11 protein-coding genes are annotated in these 15,044 nt (G+C 62.0%); 8 read left to right on the top strand and 3 right to left on the bottom strand.

Annotation, left to right across the window (positions count from 1 at the left end):
• Positions 1 to 96: 96 nt before the first annotated feature.
• Both FHW64_RS34680 and FHW64_RS03770 read left to right on the top strand, forming a co-directional pair.
• On the top strand, positions 97 to 3,108 hold the full coding sequence (locus FHW64_RS34680; RefSeq protein ID WP_184523183.1) for a sensor histidine kinase: 3,012 nt from the start codon (positions 97 to 99) through the stop codon (positions 3,106 to 3,108).
• Positions 3,109 to 3,344: 236 nt separating this feature from the next.
• A complete protein-coding gene (locus FHW64_RS03770; protein ID WP_184523181.1) occupies positions 3,345 to 3,767 on the top strand; it encodes an EF-hand domain-containing protein in 423 nt (140 codons plus the stop codon).
• 422 nt (positions 3,768 to 4,189) lie between these two features.
• On the opposite strand, the gene FHW64_RS03765 is transcribed toward FHW64_RS03770, so the two are convergent.
• The 3 genes from FHW64_RS03765 to FHW64_RS03755 form a co-directional block, all read right to left on the bottom strand.
• Entirely contained in the window at positions 4,190 to 5,005 is an 816-nt protein-coding gene (locus tag FHW64_RS03765) for a hypothetical protein (protein ID WP_184523179.1), read from the bottom strand.
• 185 nt (positions 5,006 to 5,190) lie between these two features.
• On the bottom strand, positions 5,191 to 6,435 hold the full coding sequence (locus FHW64_RS03760; RefSeq protein WP_184523178.1) for a phospholipase D family protein: 1,245 nt from the start codon (positions 6,433 to 6,435) through the stop codon (positions 5,191 to 5,193).
• 311 nt (positions 6,436 to 6,746) lie between these two features.
• Positions 6,747 to 8,420, bottom strand: coding sequence for an ATP-binding protein (locus tag FHW64_RS03755; protein WP_184523176.1), 1,674 nt, complete (start codon positions 8,418 to 8,420; stop codon positions 6,747 to 6,749).
• 98 nt (positions 8,421 to 8,518) lie between these two features.
• Here FHW64_RS03755 and FHW64_RS03750 point away from each other — a divergent pair, with 98 nt between their 5' ends.
• From FHW64_RS03750 to FHW64_RS03725, 6 genes are all read left to right on the top strand, one after another.
• Positions 8,519 to 10,471 carry a kelch repeat-containing protein gene (locus tag FHW64_RS03750; RefSeq protein WP_221220702.1) on the top strand — a complete coding sequence of 651 codons (1,953 nt, stop codon included), beginning with the start codon at positions 8,519 to 8,521 and terminating at the stop codon, positions 10,469 to 10,471.
• A 45-nt stretch (positions 10,472 to 10,516) separates the two neighbouring features.
• Positions 10,517 to 10,792 carry a hypothetical protein gene (locus FHW64_RS03745; protein WP_184523172.1) on the top strand — a complete coding sequence of 92 codons (276 nt, stop codon included), beginning with the start codon at positions 10,517 to 10,519 and terminating at the stop codon, positions 10,790 to 10,792.
• 158 nt (positions 10,793 to 10,950) lie between these two features.
• The gene (locus FHW64_RS03740; RefSeq protein WP_184523170.1) at positions 10,951 to 11,382 is read left to right on the top strand and encodes a hypothetical protein; all 432 of its coding nucleotides are present in this window, start codon (positions 10,951 to 10,953) and stop codon (positions 11,380 to 11,382) included.
• A gap of 137 nt (positions 11,383 to 11,519) precedes the next feature.
• Positions 11,520 to 13,082: a recombinase family protein gene (locus FHW64_RS03735; RefSeq protein WP_184523168.1), complete on the top strand. Its 1,563-nt coding sequence runs from the start codon at positions 11,520 to 11,522 to the stop codon at positions 13,080 to 13,082.
• On the top strand, positions 13,079 to 13,981 hold the full coding sequence (locus tag FHW64_RS03730) for a plasmid partitioning protein RepB C-terminal domain-containing protein (protein ID WP_184523166.1): 903 nt from the start codon (positions 13,079 to 13,081) through the stop codon (positions 13,979 to 13,981). The genes FHW64_RS03735 and FHW64_RS03730 overlap by 4 nt, the downstream gene beginning before the upstream one ends.
• Complete coding sequence (locus FHW64_RS03725) at positions 13,978 to 14,856, top strand: plasmid partitioning protein RepB C-terminal domain-containing protein (RefSeq protein WP_311733250.1); 879 nt, start codon at positions 13,978 to 13,980, stop codon at positions 14,854 to 14,856. Before FHW64_RS03730 ends, FHW64_RS03725 begins: the two co-directional genes overlap by 4 nt.
• Positions 14,857 to 15,044 lie beyond the last annotated feature (188 nt).

Genomic DNA, 15,044 nt, shown 5'->3' with positions numbered 1-15,044 from the left:
GGCTTCGCTCAGCACAGTCGCACATCGGCTACCGCATTCAGTCGACGTGCGGCAAGATGAGTGGTATTGCCCCGTGGGTCGGTGGCTGGAGGAATCGTGACACGCTGGTTCGTGCGCATGGCGCTGCTGTTGTGGACGGCTACCTGGTTGGCACCAGCCATGGCGCTTGACCCGACGGTGGCCATTTCGAAGTATGGCCATACCGTCTGGCAGAACCTGGACGAGGTCGGCCCGGGAACGATCGGGCCAATTGCGCAGACGACGGATGGTTATCTCTGGCTAGGAACACCGAAGGGGGTCTTACGTTTTGACGGCGTGAGAAGTGTGCAATGGAAGCCACCCTCAGGCAGCGCGCTCCCCGATGATCGAGTCCGAACGTTGCTTGGATCGCACGACGGCGCACTGTGGATCGGCACCTTGCGGGGTCTGGCGCGCTGGAAGGGCGGCACGTTCACCACTTTTCCGGCGCTCAAGGGCAAGACCATCAACTCGCTGGCCGAGGATGCCCAAGGGGCCGTCTGGGTCGGCGGGTCTCGGGGCGATACGGGCGTACTGTGCTCTATCCGCGAGAACTCGGACGACTGTCGAGGAGCCCAAGACACCTACGACGATCCCATCATCGCGCTGACCCAAGACAGTGCCGGCGCTCTCTGGGTAGCGGGAAGCAAGCAGGTTTGGAAGCACGGGTCTACTCCGATGCGTGTGTATCCCTTGCCAAAGCGCATCGCATCACTGCGGACCATGACAGCATCCCCCGATGGCGCAATCGTGATAGGCACCGATGGTGAGCTGATGCGCATTGTCGATGGGAGGGTCGAAGCCATCCCTCTGCCCTCCTGGGCCCGGAGCCTCTACTTCACAAGAATCCTCTTTGACCGCGACGGTGGACTTTGGATTGCCGCTGCTGACAATGGGCTGCTGCGCCTATTCGATGGCCGTGTGGATGCGTATACCGCCTCCGAGGGGCTGTCAGGCGACCACGTCCTGGGACTGTTCGAAGACAGGGAAGGCAACATGTGGGCTTCGACGCCCAGAGGACTCGATCGATTCAGGCCAATGGCCGCCGCGATTTACTCGCGCAGCGATGGCATCAAAGGGCGCGTGGCAACGGTTCTGACAGGGCGAAATGGAGATGTGTGGGCGGCGACCACGACTTCTGTCTATCGAATCCAGCAGTCAAAAGTATTTCCAGTTCGATCAGCAAGAGCGTCAACCATGTTCGAGGACCGCAAAGGGAGGATTTGGTTGGCCTCTCTATTCGAGCTCGGATACTTCGAAGGCGATCGCTTCGTCGGGGTTCCCGGCATACCTCTGGGAACGATCGACGGTATTGCCGAAGACTCGCGCGGCAACATCTGGATTGCACATCGCGACGAGGGGCTTTTGCGACTGAGTCCGGATGGACACCTCGAAAGCACGAAGTGGTCAACGATTGGCGAGAACATCCGGGTGTCCACGATGATTGTCGATCCGGCAGACGATTCGCTGTGGCTTGGCCTGTGGTCGGAAAAGGTTCTGAACGTTCTCAATGGCAAAGTGCGGACGTCACTGCAGCTGCGCGAGCGCTCCGGCGGCGCTGGCATCAGGCACATTCGCACTGATTCCGATGGTTTCGTCTGGGTCGCAACCGGCGCTGGGCTGACGCGACTAAAGCAGGGTCGGGCCAGTCGACTGGACCAGAAGAGCGGCATGCCTTGCGATGGCGCATATTGGTCCCTCGTGGATGCGCGGTCAACGTGGATCTATACGCCTTGCGGCCTGGTGGAGGTACCGAGCACAGAGATGGACGCGTGGGGCGCGGCGATGGACAACGACGCCACAAGGAAGGTAAGTGTCCGCGTCCTCGATCAGTGGCAGGGGGTTTCGCAGCCTGCCAATACGAGCGCAGTTGGTCAGTTGCAGCAGGTCCAGTTGTACACGCCCAAGGCTGCCCTCACCCAGGACGGTCGCATCTGGTTCGTTACAGGCGATGGGATCGCATCGATTGATCCTGGACGAATACCTTTCAACAACGTCCCTCCTCCCGTGCGCATTGAACAGCTCGTCGCAGACGGGTCTATTCACGAGCCAGGAGAGAGCCTGCAGCTACCGCCCCTGCTACGAGATCTCAAGATCGAATACACGGCGCTCAGCTTTTCAGTGCCCGAGCAGGTGCGGTTCCGCTATCGCCTGGAAGGTCGAGACACGGACTGGCTGGATGGCGGCACCCGTCGCCAAGCCTTCTACACCGACCTTGCACCGGGGCGCTACCGTTTCCACGTGATAGCGAGCAACGACAGCGGGATCTGGAATCAGGACGGCGACACTTTGGAGTTCTCCATCGCACCGGCATGGTGGCAAACGAACTTCTTTCGAGCCGCGTGCTTTGTCACGGCAGCGTTGTTGCTTGTTGGTTTGTATCGGCTTCGTGTTGCGCGGCTGTCACGCCAATTCAACTTGTCACTTGACGCACGGGTTGATGAGCGACTTCGAATCGCGCGAGAGCTTCACGACACCTTTCTGCAGAGCGTCCAAGGTCAGTTGGTGCGACTCCAAACGGTGCTGCATCTGTGGCCGCACGACCGAGGACGTCTCATGCTGGAGGAATGCATCAATCAAACCTCTGAAGCGATTGTTGAGGGCCGGGACGCCGTACAAGGGCTGCGCGGCGCGAGCGGCGAGAGTTCTGATTTCGCAGACGCGGTTCGCGCACTGGGTCGCTCTCTGGCTATCGGCCCCGCACGGTCTCGTATCGACTTTGGCGTCGAGGTACAGGGCCGCGAACGTCAGTTGCACCCAGTGCTCCGTGACGACGTATTGCGCATCGCAGGAGAGGCTTTGCGCAACGCATTCCAACATGCCGAACCCACCCGAGTCGAAGTCGAGATCCGCTATGACGAACGCGCGTTTCGAATCCGCGTTCGGGACGATGGAAAGGGCATGGATAGCGAGATGGTTCGCAACGGGCGTCCGAATCATTTCGGAATGAAAGGCATGCGCGAGCGCGCCGAGTTGATTGACGGAAAGCTCACACTGTGGAGCCGATTGGGTAGTGGCACCGAAGTGGATCTGGTCGTTGGTGGAGAGCGAATCTACGCATCTTCAGGCTCCGTCGCCGCCGATGAATGATTTGTTCGGGAATTGGCGCTGACCCTCACGTCGAAAGTGAACGCGATGGCGGCATTCCTGCACACGATGCGATTGCAGCAGGAGTCGTCGAACGCATCCATTGGACGAAGGTGTCACACCGCTACGCAATTGAGGGCAGGCCAAGAATCAGGCACGGGATTACCTCGCAATTTGTGCAATTGAAAGTGACCCCTTAAACGGACACTGACACACCCTCAACAGTTCAGAGCAACATCATGACCACTGTGGCCAACGCCAATCCATTGACGCGCATGCTGGAAAGCGCCTTCACCAAGTTCGATCGCGACAAAGACGGCAAACTGAATGCCGAGGAATTCGGGGCGTTCTACGAGATTCTCAAGCCGGGTATCGCGCTGGACGAGAAGGGCAAGCCAGCCATCAGCGAGCAGGAATACCGAAGTCAGATGGACGGCAATTCAGATGGCGAAGTGACTCTTTCGGAGATGGAGGGGACCGGCGTTTTGATGCCTGCTAACCTTACGGATGAATCGCTGGATTCGATGGTTCAGTACTTGCTTGCCCAGATGACTACGAGCGCATCTTCCGCCGCTGGCATGCTGGCCGAGAGTGACACTTCGGACGCCCCGCAGGACCCGCATTCCTTGTTGGCCAATACCTTCGTTCAATCGACCTCTTAGGTCGAGTCTGGTGTCATGCCCGCGTTCGCGTGTGGTTCGGGTACAGACGTGCCAGCCAATCGTCCTCGCTGATGAGAACCGCCAGCGAAGTGATCCGTCGGCGCAGCGCTTCGTCATCGAGGTTGTGTCGATCACGGTTGGCTTCGCGAACGGAACAGTGTCGCGATCGAAGATTCAGCTGGCGCCTTGGCTTGCGCCTCGCACCAGCTGCTGCCGTCGGCCTTGCCGGGCGGCAGAAACTACGGATGCGTAGCGGCCTTCGGTTCGGGGCTGGGCCTGGGGCTTCCTAACGACGACGAAGCTTTCGATGGCGAAGCTGGTTCGCTCACGAAGCTTCGGGGTCGGGGCTTTCGCTCACGACCTTTCAAGCACGAGGCTTGGGTTCGCGGACAAAGCTTTTGGTGCTCCGCTCTCGCTGGGGCTCAGTACTTCGGCGCGTTCTGCGTGGCTCGCTTGTCTCGCTCCTGCTGGAGCGATCGTTGCTCGACGGCCGAGGCCTGGTCCTTGGGGGCGCGCACAGCGACGTCCACCATCTCGATTCGCTGGGTCGAGATCACCTCCTGCCCGCCCTTGGCATCAAAGACGAACTGGGCGTTTGTGACCACCCCGCGCAGCTGGCCGGCGCGCTCCTGCTCCTCCTTGAACGACTGGGTCACCCTGCAGATGCTGCGCAGCTCCTCGGACTTGCCCTGGCACATCGGAGACATGCGGGCGGTGTTGGGGCTCCCCTTCCATGGAGCCGGTTCGCTCGACCAGTACGCCGTCAGTGCGGATCCAAGCTTGCCGTTCTTGCGGGCCCGCTCCCGATAGGCCTGATCCGCCCATAGGTCGGAGTAGAAGGCTGGTCTGCCGAAGCGCGCGTATGCCCGCTCAATGGCCGCGGAGCGAATCTCTCCGTCTACCTTGAAACCCAAGCTCAGGTTGATCTTCCATGCGCGGCCCTCTGGCGTGCAGCTGACGTTGACGGTCATCGTGCGCTCGGGGCTCGAATGGTCGAAATAGTCGAGGCGATAGAACCCTGCGCCTTCATCGACGCTGCGGTCTTCGATGCGCCCCTTGGCCTGTTCGGGCACCCACTGCTGCCCTGTGAGCGCGGTGCAGGACTGCCCTATGGTGAACCCGGCCAATGTGGTCAGGTCATTCTTCGTCTGTGCGGCGGCCAGGGTGCTCGCGCCTGCGGCGACCAGCGCCATCGCGCCTGCGGCGATCAGCCTGGTGGTGGTGTGGATGCTCTTCATGTCGGTTCGGGGCTTCAACGTGCTTGGATTTGGTTGGTGTTCACTTGGTTGGTGCAACCTCGGGGCGCGAGGATTGCGCGGGACGGGTGAGCGCGGCTCTCGGCATCCATCCGATACCAGCTTCTCCAGGAGGCTTGTCGCTTCGGGTTGCAGGAGAGAAACGCGAAGCTCCACCCGCGGCCCGCTCAGTTCGCCTTTGGGACGTAGTAGAGGGCGTCAAGGAATGCGGCGCGGCCGTCCCAAAGTCGCTGCTCATTGCCGGCATCCGTCGGCCGATCGGCGTTCCACCATGGGCATTCCTGGATCCTCTGTATCAACGACCAGTACGTCTTCGTGGTGAGCTCACTGCCCTGCGTGCCGAAGCCGAAGGCGCGCGCGAGCCCGACGCTGTTTCTGTCGCTCACGCACACGAACACGTCCGGCCGCTTCATGGCAAGCAGTCGCGATCGAGCCGGGATTACGAGATCCCCCTCCAGAGGAACCTCCTGAAGGAATTGCCGGTAGTGGTGCTCCTCGACCGTTTTGGTGGCCGGGATCGCGCCGAGGGCATCCGACCACTCCACATAGTTCTGGTCGAGGGTCTTGCGAAATGGCGGGCTCTTCATGGCGCCGAACCAGTGCCAGTTGGGCTCGTTGTGGGGCACTGATCTGATGGTGCCAGCGATGCGGTCACGATCGGCGGGCAGGATCTTCGCGAAAGTCGTTGCCTTCGTGAGGAGGTCTTTCGCCTTCTCGAGCACTTTCGCGCGCCCATCGAAGGTGTGTGCTCCGGTCGCGGAGCCATCCTCCTTGAAGACCCAATCCACGTAGGTCGGCCAGTCGAGCTGGTAGGGATCTGGAAGGTTCAGCCCTTGCAGTAGCGAAGGCGTCACCTTCACCTTCGGCTTGGCCATGAATTCCTTCAGGGGCTTCGCAGCCCTCTTGCGCTGCGCGTAGTGGTGGCCGTAGTTGAACAGCCAGTCATCGTCCGGCAGCAGGGCTTCGGGGCTCGTGAAGACATCCGAGACGTACTTCCACATCTCCTTCATCTGCGCATCACCATGCGCGGCCTCGATCGCCACGCAGGCTTCGTCGTTGCGGTGGAATGCGCCGCGCGTCAGGTTGTGGCTGCCGATGATGGCCACTGCGCGGACGTCATCCGTGAAGAGGTACATCTTCGTGTGGAACATGGGCTCGCGATCGGGCTTGAGCACCCGGAACTCGTCGCCAACGGCATCCCGCATCGTGGCGATGGCCTGGGGCGACGTGTACCAGCCAGTGGTCCCGGTCAGCAGGAACTTGAACTTGTCCGCGTGCCGCATAGCGGCCTTGAAGACGTCGCTGTTTTCCGTCGACCAGGCAGCGGCCCAGGCGGCGCGCTTGCACCTCTCCAGTTCGGCAGTGACGCGCTTGACCACCGCCTGGCGGTCGGACAGGAACTCAAATTCCATGGGTTCACCGAAATGCGACCGCAACGGTCGGGTTGATCACCTGGCCGGACGCGAATCCGCCCTGCAGAAGGCCCTTGCGGTCCGGGCGACTGGCGCGTCGTTCCGTGTAGGGATGTACTGATTCTCGCCGGGTGCCAATCAGGCACAAAGGAAGGCAGAAATCGCGGGCGTGAGCCGCGGCGGCGCGACCTTCACCAATGCTGCCAAACTGGACGAAAGGACCGCAAAGGGCACCAAACGGCCGACGTAAGGCGCCCTGCTCTACTTCGGCTCTCGCTGCAAAGCGGCTAAGTCGTCGCGGGAAAGGTACGCTAGCCCACCGCATGCGGCCGCGATAGCGCCCCGAACGCAGATTCGCCCCGCTCGACGCGGAGCTCCAACGTCACGCAGGCTCCGCGCGCCCACGAGACCTGTCCGAAGCGTAGGGTCGCGCCGATCGCCGTGGCGCGGGACTGCATATTGTCGAGTCCGCGGCCACGTTGGGGGGCCCTGCCTGCTGCCTTGTCGGCCATCGGCGCGGGCGAGCTTGCCTGGCCCGCGCCAAGTCCCATGCCGTTGTCCGCGATCTTGATGGTGAGCAGCGTCTCGCGCGCTTCGTGCAGGCGCACGCACACCACAACCTGTGAAGCCTGAGCGTGCTTGAGCACGTTCGTGAATGCCTCCAGCAGGATGCGCTGGACGTGCACCACCACCTGGGGCGACAGTTCGCGCAGTTCGGGCAGTTCGTCGACGTCCCAAACGACCTGGATGCCCGCGGCCTCCAGCCGAGGCTGGAGCCGATAGCGCAAAGTGGCGAGCATCGTAGCCAGATCGTCATTTGCCGGCTGCAACGAGTCGACCGCCATGCGCAATTCATCGAGCGCAAGCTGGACGTGTTCGCGCAAGGCTCCTGCGTCCGCGCCGGGCCGCACGACCATGTTCAGCAGCGCGACCAGTTGCGAGCCGACCCCATCGTGAATTTCGCGCATGATGCGCTGGCGTTCGTTCGCCACCGTCTGCTGGTGCTGCTGTTCACGCAGCGACTCGAAGGCGGCCTTGAGCTGCTGCTCGCGCGCATCAACGCGCCGGGACAAATCGGCATTGAGCGCATGGAAGTTCGCCACCGTGCGGCTGTAGCGCTCAGCGATCAGCCAACCCATGATGAGAACGAAGGAGAACATGGCGTGCTGCAGGTAGGTCGTGCGCAGGCCGCTGGCCGCCGCGACGCGAATACCAAGCAGGTCGTATATGCCGACCGCCTGCGACAGGCCCAGTGCACCGACGAACATCCATGCTCGGGCGCTCCCATTCCTCCAGGCAAAGCGCGTGATTGCGACGAGCGTCGCCACGGATCCCGGAGTTACGCATGCGAAGGACAAGGTCATCAACCGTGGGCTCTCAAGCACGAACGAGAGCGTCAGCAGCACCGGGCACAGGCAAAGGCCTGCATAGAGTAGGCGCGTGGCGGTCCGCGATTCGACGCCGAGCGCGAGAAGCGAAAAGCGACACATCAACACCATATAGGCCCCGTAGCTGACTGCCACGACGATCAGCAGCAGGGGCCACGGAATGGGCGGATCGGCCCACGTGCGGTCCACGATCCGGACGACACCTAGAAAGGCGCCAAGGCTGAAGCAGCCGTACATGGGTTCACGTTGACGCACCCACAGCACACCCGTCAGTGCGCCCATCCCAACCAGGCCGGCGGCAAACACCAGCATGGCCAGGTCGCGCCAGCGGCGGTGCTGATCGAACAGCGGCTGGATGACTGATTGAGGGCCATAGCGAAACACCGAAAGCCCGCCGAGACGAAGTGGCTGGAGGGTGACTTCCACCCACAGCTCGTTTGGGCGATCGGCATGTAGAAGCGCACTTGGGAGTGCCACCATGACAGGAGTTTTCGCGGCATCGAAGGCCGAGTCCCCGAGCGTCCCCCAACGCTGGACCGTACTGCCATTGACCAGAACACGCACCTGATTCCCCACGCGAGAGAACAGCAGCGCCATGGGCTCATCGCCGCGGCTAGGTGGGAGCGTCACGCGATAGAGCAAGGCGAGTGCGATGCGCGCATACTGTCTTCTCCAGCGAGGCGGATGGAGGCGACATGAAGGCAATGTCCTGGCAGCGAGCACTCCGCTTCTTGGCGTGGCATGCAGCAGTCCTGAGTTTCATGTGCATCAGTGCATGCGGTGGCGGAGGCGGAGGCGGAGGATTCGCCGGGACCGGTGTCAATGTCCTTTTCATCGCTCCGACGGGCCTGCAGTTCGAGCGCGATGTCGTGGTGTACCAACTGGGCCATCCCATCGATCCGAACCGCCCCGCCAGTGGCGGCGGCCTGATTGTCCGGTACGGCATCTCTCCCACTCTTCCCGACGGTCTCCAGATCGACGCAGCCACCGGCGTGATCAGCGGAACACCCCGCGTCATCTCGGCTTCCACCGTCTACACCGTCACGGGCACGAACTTCGCGGGCTCGACTACGACCGCCGTGCAGATCTCGGTCAGGACCAACGCGGTGCCTCCCGCGAACCTGGGCTTTGACAACCAGGATGCCGTGTACACGGTCGACCAAGCCATCCCGCCGAACCACCCCACACTGGAAGGCGGCGATGTGAGCGCCTTCGCGGTGCAGCCAGCGCTGCCTGAAGGCCTGGGGATCGACCCGGCTTCCGGAGTGATCTCCGGTACACCGCGACGTGTCGCCGCAAGAGTAAGCTTCACGGTGACCGCCAGCAATGGCGCGGGCTCAACGCATGCGGTGCTCGCGATCGAGGTCCGCGACCTGCCGGTCGTAGCGCCCATCTCCCTAAGTTACCAGCAATCGGCCGCGATCTATGCGGCCGGCCGCGCCGTCGAGCCGAACCACCCCCACAGCACCGGAGGCCCCATCACAACCTTCGCCGTGGCCCCTCCACTTCCCCAGGGATTGAGCATCGATGCGTCGTCCGGCGTCATTGCGGGTTCACCGCAAGTCACCCAGCCTGAGACGAGCTACACCGTGACAGGCAGCAATGTGGCGGGCGCAGTCTCGACCACGCTGACCATCCTGGTGGCGACACCCGGTACATGGACATCGACGCTGCCCATGGGCGGGGCTCGAACGAACCACACGGCCTCCCTGCTCCCGAATGGCGACGTGTTGGTCGCGGGTGGCTACGACGATCACGCCACACTGAACTCGGTGCAGCGCTACGGGTCCGGCACCGGTCTCTGGGCGGCCACGGGGTCGATGGCCGATGCACGCTTCTTCCACACCGCAACCTTGATGCAGGACGGGCGCGTGCTGGTGTCGGGGGGCGAGTACGCCGGGGGCTATCGCTCCAGCGCCGAGATCTACGACCCCGCCACGGACACGTGGACATCGACGGGCTCGTTGAACACAGCTCGAAGCGGCCACACGGCAACACTGCTGCCCAACGGCAAGATTTTGGTCACCGGAGGTTTCAACGGCGCCTATCTCGCTACAGCCGAACTGTATGACCCCACGACCGGGCAATGGACCGCCACCGCGTCCATGGGTGCCGCGAGGAGCGTTCACACTGCAAATCTGCTACCAGATGGCAGGGTCATGGTTGCGGGTGGATTCGGCGGCACCTCCCTTTCCTCCGCCGAGTTGTATGACCCGGCCACGGGCCAATGGACCATGACGGGCGCCATGAGCACTCCCCGGTTGACCCACACGGCCACTGCGCTGCCCGATGGCCGGGTATTGATCGCGGGCGGATTCGCCGGTGGCTCGCTGGCCGCGGCCGAGATCTACGATCCGGCCACGGGCCAGTGGACACCGACCGCCGCCATGCTCAATTCGCGCACGGCCCATACCGCGATGCTGCTGCTCACCGGCAAGGTGCTCGTTGCGGGGGGCTACGACAACACCGGTACGCTCGCCACATCCGAGCGCTATGACTCCGCGACGGGGCAGTGGACGACGACGGGCACCATGCATGCCGCTCGATACTTCCAGACCGCCACCCTGCTTCGCAGCGGGAACGCGCTGGTGACGGGCGGGCACGACGATGTTGGTTCGCTCTCCACGACCGAAGTGCAAGCACCGTAGCCAAGGATCGCGCTGCAGGCAGCTGCCCAGTAAAAGATGAAGCCGATGACGACCCAGGAATTGATGCAGAAACTGGCGACCCTCGAGGAGAGGCATGAAGACCTGGCAGCGCGCCTGATGGTGTGCGAAGGCATGCTCGCGGCCGTGGTGAGATCCTTCCCCCAGGCAGCCTCGGCCATCGGCGATTTCAAGGTCCACCAGGACTATCTGGAGGCTGCGAGCCTGAATTCGTCCGGTGTCACCGATTCCTGGATCGCCAAACTGCGTGCTGCCCGCGAGGTGATGCTTTTCCGATTGAGCATCGACGCCAAAAAGCCCTGAAGGCGGACGCCCGGCGCAGGGCAACGCGCAGCGCCGTTTATCGTGCGCCTCACATGCCTTCGATTCTCCGAAGTGTGCGCCCGGACTGACCGTGGAAGCGGCCCGCGTCGGATGCATCGCCTCGCCAATTGGTTCTGCGACGGGTCAGAGGAGCAGTCATGGAGAAGCGCTGGTGTAACGCCTGCGGAAGTGCCTTTGAGCCACGACCCCAGTCCCCTCGACAGGCCTACTGTTCTGAACCGAAATGCCAAACCGCTCGAAAGCTTCTTTGGCAACGCACCAAGCGGCGAACGGACGCGGACTACCATCAAAACCAGGTGGAGGCCCAGAAGGCCTGGCGCACGAAGAACCGCGCGTATTGGAAGAACTACCGCGACGCCCATCCCGAATACACGGACATGAATCGCTCCCAGCAGCGGCGACGCAACGCAGGACGCTTCCGCGCGCCCCTGATTGCAAAGAGTGACGTGTCATCACCATGGCCGCCGCCGGCGGGCCTGTTCAGGCTGACCGAGATTCACTCTGACGCGCGGACAGTACCGAAGTCCTGGACGGTGCATTTGTCGCCCGTTGCACCGCTGTCTGCCTGATTGCAAAGAGAGGACTTGATCGAGTTTCGATGAAGGACCTGCTACCTTGCGCGAGCGACCTTGGTCTCGGAAGCCGGGAGCCCCATCGGGCAGCTTGGCTCCTCCCAAGTGCGTGAAGCGGCAGGAGACGCCACGAAATGGGTACAGGCCAGACCGACTCCGCAGGAAGCACGCGTGCGGCAACTCGCGCTGCCGAATACGTGCGCATGTCGACGGAGCACCAACAGTATTCGACCCAGAACCAGACGGCGCGCATCCGCGAGTACGCGGAGCAACGCGGCATCGAGGTCGTTCAGACCTACGCGGACGAAGGCAAGAGCGGACTTCGCATCGCAGGCAGGTTCGCGCTGCAGCAACTCATCAAGGACGTCGAATCGGGCAATGCCGATTTCTCGATGGTCCTTGTTTATGACGTCAGCCGCTGGGGTCGCTTCCAGGACGCCGATGAGAGCGCGTACTACGAGTACATCTGCAAGCGTGCGGGCATCCAGGTGGCCTACTGCGCCGAACAGTTCGAGAACGACGGCTCCCCGGTCTCGACCATCGTCAAGGGCGTCAAGCGCGCCATGGCGGGCGAATACAGTCGCGAGCTCTCAGCGAAGGTGTTCGCGGGACAGTGCCGGCTCATCGAAGAGGGCTACAGGCAAGGCGGCCCAGCGGGCTTCGGTTTGCGCCGTCTCCTGGTAGACCAGCATGGCGAGCCCAAGGTGCAACTTGCTCGCGGTGAGCACAAGAGTCTTCAGACCGACAGAGTCGTTCTGGTGCCCGGCCCCGACAGCGAGGTGCTGATGGTCAGGCAAATCTACCGTTGGTTCGTCAGTGACGGGCTGCCTGAATCCATCATCGCAGAGCGCCTCAACGCGTCGGGTGTTCTGACCGACCAGGGGCGTGCCTGGACAAGAGCGACCGTCCACGAAGTGCTCATCAACGAGAAGTACATCGGCAGCAACGTCTACAACCGCATCTCGTTCAAGCTGCGAAAGCTCCGCGTGGTCAATCCTTCCGAGATGTGGATTCGAAACGAGGACGCCTTCGCTGCCATCGTTGCAAAGGAAGACTTCTACACGGCACAGGGCATCATTCGGGCACGCTCGCGTCGCTTCACCGACGAACAGCTCATCGACCGGCTGCGGCATCTCTACCAAGAGCGCCAGGCCCTGTCCGGGTTGCTTATCAACTCGACGGAAGGCATGCCATCGTCATCGGTCTATGCCTCGCGCTTTGGAAGCCTCATCCGAGCCTACCAACTGGTCGGCTATACCCCTTCGCGCGATTTCCAGTACATCGAAATCAATCGACTTCTGAGGCGCCTGCATCCCACCGTCGTCGCGGAGACAGAGGCGAAGATGGAGGCTTTGGGAGGCAAGGTCCGGCAGGAGCCGGATACTGACCTCTTGCGGGTGAACGAGGAGTTCACCGTGTCTCTCGTCCTGGCGCGCTGCCACCACCGGGAGGCGGGGCAACTTTTCTGGAAGGTTCGCCTCGACGCCGGCCTGTGTCCAGACCTGACCGTTGCGGTTCGCCTGGCGCCAGAGAATCGGGCCGCCCTGGACTATTACCTCCTGCCGAGGCTCGATTTTGCAGTTCCGCGCATCCGCCTGGGCGAGCGCAATCCGGTTGAACTCGAGAACTTCCGCTTCGACAGTCTGGACTATCTGTACGGGATGGCTGCGCGCACGCGCCTGAGGAGAGCCGCATGAGCGCAGCGCTCGCCCTGCCGGAACTGCGCATGATTCCGCTGGACCGCATCGAGGTGTTGAACCCGAGGGAAAGGAACCAGAGAAAGTTCGATGTCATCGTGAGCAACATCGGCGCCATTGGACTGAAGAAGCCGGTGACGGTGACGCCAAGGCCCGGTGAGGACGGGGCCGAGCGCTATCTCCTGGTTTGCGGCGAGGGGCGACTCAAGGCATTTCAGCGACTGGGCGAATCCAGGATTCCTGCTCTCGTTGTAGCAGTCTCCGACGAGGATGCCTTCGTCATGAGCTTGACGGAAAACATCGCCAGGCGACGTCACCAACCTCTTGAGCTGCTGCACGGCATCACCCTGCTACGCGACAAGGGATGCTCGGTGAAGCAGATTTCCCAACGGATTGATCTCAACGAGAACTATGTCCGGCAGATTCTCGAACTGGCCGACAAGGGCGAAGAGCGTCTTCTCGTGGCCGTGGAGCGGGGAAAAATTCCTCTCACGGTCGCTCTTCTCATCGTGAGCGCGGGCGATGACGACAAGGCGGTGCAGTTGGCCATGCAGGAATCCTACGAATCCGGCGAACTGCGTGGGCCGCAGCTGATGTACGCCAAGAAGCTCGTCGAGCGGCGCCAGTTCCTCGGTCGCAGCGTCGCGCGATCACCTCCCAGAAGGAGGCCGGACGTCAGTAGCTCGAGCCTGGTTCGCGCCTACCAGAAAGAGGTGGAACGGCAGCGCCTGATGGTTCGAAAATCCTCGCTCGTGCAGCAGAGACTCTTCTTCATTCTGGGGGCTCTGCGAAAGATGTTCATGGACGAGCACCTCCTGAACGTTCTCAGGCTCGAGGGGCTGGATACCTTGCCCGCTTATCTCGCAGAGCGGGTCGTGCGCGCCGGAGGCTCCTTGTGACAGCAGAGCTTGGCTTCCTGCCGAAACCGCTCATGATTTCAGCAGATGGGCTCTTGCCTTCGACCAAGTTGGACCCGCGGATCACATCAACGCACAAGTATCGCCAGATACGCGATTCAATTCTTGAAATCGGACTCATCGAACCGCTCTCGGTGTCCGCGGTGGATCGCAAGACTGGTCATCATCTGGTGCTCGATGGGCATTTGCGGCTGCAGGCCCTCAAGGAACTGGGAATTGCCGAGGTTCCCTGCCTGGTGGCGACAGACGACGAGACGTTCACCTATAACAATCGGCTGAACCGGCTGTCGACGATTCAGGAGCACCTGATGATCCGGCGTGCGATGGACCGCGGCATTCCCGCTGCCAAACTCGCCAAGGGCCTGTGCATCGACGTGAGCCTGTTGCTGAAGAAAAGAAGTCTGCTGGACGGCATCTGCGAGGAGGTGGTCGAAATCCTCAAGGATCGCAATTTCTCGACAGAGGTTTCACCTGCTCTTCGGCGAATGAAGCCGACCCGACAGGTCGAATGTGCGGAGCTGATGGTCGCGGCAAACAGCGTAACGGCAAGCTATGCGCGCGCGCTCCTTGCTGCAACGCCACCCGAATTGCTTGTTTCAGGCAAGAAGCCTTTGCGACATGCGGCGCTTTCGCATGAACAGCTCGCTCGCATGGAGAACGAGATGTCGAATCTCCTGACGCAGTACAAGATCGCCGAGCAGTCCCACGGCGAGGACATGCTCAACCTGATGTTGGCGCGCGGGTACATCGTGAAACTGATGGATAACCCCCGCGTCATGCGTTACATGCAGGGAAATCACCCTGAAATCCTCGAGGAGTTCTCAAAGATCATTGAGATGACTTCGATTGAAGCCTGAGGTTGTTCATGGAGGCCCGCCGGAGATGAGGTCTTGTGATTGCCACCGGCTCCTCCTGCCGGCAGCCCCGCCAGCCCGAAGCTGCTCAGCGGCGCAGCAATTGGAAACGCAGCGACTTGAAGGAGTTCAGATCCGCTGCGATCATGCACAGGCCCAAGCACGCGGCAAGCGTTCATACCCCTCGCTCA

Source organism: Variovorax sp. Sphag1AA (assembly GCF_014192575.1).
GTDB lineage: Bacteria > Pseudomonadota > Gammaproteobacteria > Burkholderiales > Burkholderiaceae_C > Variovorax.
This window is presented reverse-complemented; position numbering and strand designations above follow the sequence as displayed.

Coding starts and splice junctions, on each gene's coding strand:
- FHW64_RS03740 (WP_184523170.1), top strand. CDS start 10,951: ATGGAGAAGCGCTGGTGTAACGCCTGCGGAAGTGCCTTTGAGCCACGA.
- FHW64_RS03745 (WP_184523172.1), top strand. CDS start 10,517: ATGACGACCCAGGAATTGATGCAGAAACTGGCGACCCTCGAGGAGAGG.
- FHW64_RS03770 (WP_184523181.1), top strand. CDS start 3,345: ATGACCACTGTGGCCAACGCCAATCCATTGACGCGCATGCTGGAAAGC.
- FHW64_RS03760 (WP_184523178.1), bottom strand. CDS start 6,435: ATGGAATTTGAGTTCCTGTCCGACCGCCAGGCGGTGGTCAAGCGCGTC.
- FHW64_RS03750 (WP_221220702.1), top strand. CDS start 8,519: ATGAAGGCAATGTCCTGGCAGCGAGCACTCCGCTTCTTGGCGTGGCAT.
- FHW64_RS03735 (WP_184523168.1), top strand. CDS start 11,520: ATGGGTACAGGCCAGACCGACTCCGCAGGAAGCACGCGTGCGGCAACT.
- FHW64_RS03765 (WP_184523179.1), bottom strand. CDS start 5,005: ATGAAGAGCATCCACACCACCACCAGGCTGATCGCCGCAGGCGCGATG.
- FHW64_RS03730 (WP_184523166.1), top strand. CDS start 13,079: ATGAGCGCAGCGCTCGCCCTGCCGGAACTGCGCATGATTCCGCTGGAC.
- FHW64_RS03755 (WP_184523176.1), bottom strand. CDS start 8,420: ATGGCGCTGCTGTTCTCTCGCGTGGGGAATCAGGTGCGTGTTCTGGTC.